Source organism: Stenotrophomonas sp. A3_2 (assembly GCF_036624925.1).
Taxonomy (GTDB): Bacteria; Pseudomonadota; Gammaproteobacteria; order Xanthomonadales; family Xanthomonadaceae; genus Stenotrophomonas; species Stenotrophomonas hibiscicola.
This window is the reverse complement of sequence record NZ_JAZKVY010000325.1, coordinates 1-1440: the sequence shown is the minus strand read 5'-3', so window position 1 is coordinate 1440 and position 1440 is coordinate 1. Positions and strand designations below refer to the sequence as shown.

General features: G+C 57.8%; 2 protein-coding genes and 1 pseudogene. All 3 read right to left on the bottom strand.

Annotated features, from left to right (window positions below; genetic code table 11):
* A pseudogene (locus R5H29_RS15050) lies at positions 1 to 324 on the bottom strand (type IV secretion system protein); the annotation flags it as partial.
* A 44-nt stretch (positions 325 to 368) separates the two neighbouring features.
* Positions 369 to 905: a DUF4189 domain-containing protein gene (locus tag R5H29_RS15045; protein ID WP_229301552.1), complete on the bottom strand. Its 537-nt coding sequence runs from the start codon at positions 903 to 905 to the stop codon at positions 369 to 371.
* A 9-nt stretch (positions 906 to 914) separates the two neighbouring features.
* The coding region (locus tag R5H29_RS15040) for a type IV secretion system protein (protein ID WP_332329385.1) at positions 915 to 1440 on the bottom strand (526 nt) is incomplete at its 5' end.

The window sequence follows — 1440 nt, the reverse complement described above, 5'->3', positions numbered from 1 at the left end:
CGCCATCGAGAACATCGTGCCGATGCCGTAGAACAGCCATCGCTGGAACAGCTGCTTGGTCTGGTCGAACAGCAGACACAGAATGAACAAGGGACCCAGGCCGATGAACAGCGCCAGCGCGACCTCGTAGAGCAGCAACATTGCACCAGCGGTGACCGCCGGGCCGCCAGTGCCCAGGCCGATGAACCACAGCGCCCGGGTCTTGTCCGCCTGCAACCCTGGATCATTCAGGATCTTGATGCCATCAATGCTCGACAGCGCCACCTGCATCCAGGCCAAGCTCTTGTCGACCTGCTCATCCGGCGCCTTGTCTTTTCCGGCTAATCAGGCATTTCTACGTTTTCAGCCAGAAACTCATAAGCGCAACCTCAGAAGTTCTCAAACTCAGGCTCGGTGCATCCAGAATAAATCACTTTACAGCCATCGCTCCCCTGCTTTAAGCACGCATCCACAGCCATCTTACTCGCAGCATCAACAGATGCCGCACGCGCAAACGTGGAGCCACCAAATCTTGCATCACTGGGGGATACGAATGCTGCACATTGATTATTGAACTCCAATACCACCCTGCAATCCGTAGCCCCCCGCTGTGCGCAATTAGCAAGGGACTCCGAAGCCGCATCCCTCTTCTTTCGCTTACCGAGAGCCACGCCGACATCGCCCCCCTTCGCTAAAGCGATGGCCCCCCAAGTCTTGATCCAACGCCCTGTCGCAACAGGCGACGCTTGGCCTGCTCCAGTGGTACCACCTGGGATGGGAGCACAGCCGCCGACTCCCTGACCACCAATTGGATACTGACCAGGAGGACACCTACCTTCTGCGTTGGCCGTGTGTGGCAATTGGCAGGCAATGATTCCCAGACCCAGCAGGATTACTGCACCTGAATAGACACGAATTGACTTCATCTCCGGCCTCTAGTTCGAAGCTAAGCCTTTACGGCCAGTATCAGAATTGCCTGACCCAGCTATGGAGTTGCTGCCAGTGACTACGACATTGCTCCCAACTGAAGTCGATCCACCCGATTGACTGCCACCGCTCGTTGAAGGTTTATCCGGCGTGTAATAGCTACCCGGCGGCTGCCCATTCGGGCCCGGTGCCTGCGCCACCGGGCTACTGCCTATCTGCGAATATGCCATGAAGCTACCCAGCGTGCCCTGGAAGAACATGGCCGCCATTGGGGGCGCAGTCAGAATCAAGGTCGTCAGGATCAATCCCATGCCGCCCTGCTGCATCGCCTGGCTGGTCATGCCGTCGCTGGAGGCGCCTTCGAGTAGGAACTTGTTGACCAAGGCGGTGGACCAGAACGCGGTCGAGACACGGATCACCATGTCCAGCGCGATCGATACCATCGCTGCCAGTACCGCCATCGAGAACATCGTGCCGATGCCGTAGAACAGCCATCGCTGGAACAGCTGCTTGGTCTGGTCGAACAGCAGACAC

What these genes read in the sequence shown, in the direction of transcription:
- R5H29_RS15045 (WP_229301552.1), bottom strand. Translation starts at nt 905, where the DNA reads ATGAAGTCAATTCGTGTCTATTCAGGTGCAGTAATCCTGCTGGGTCTG.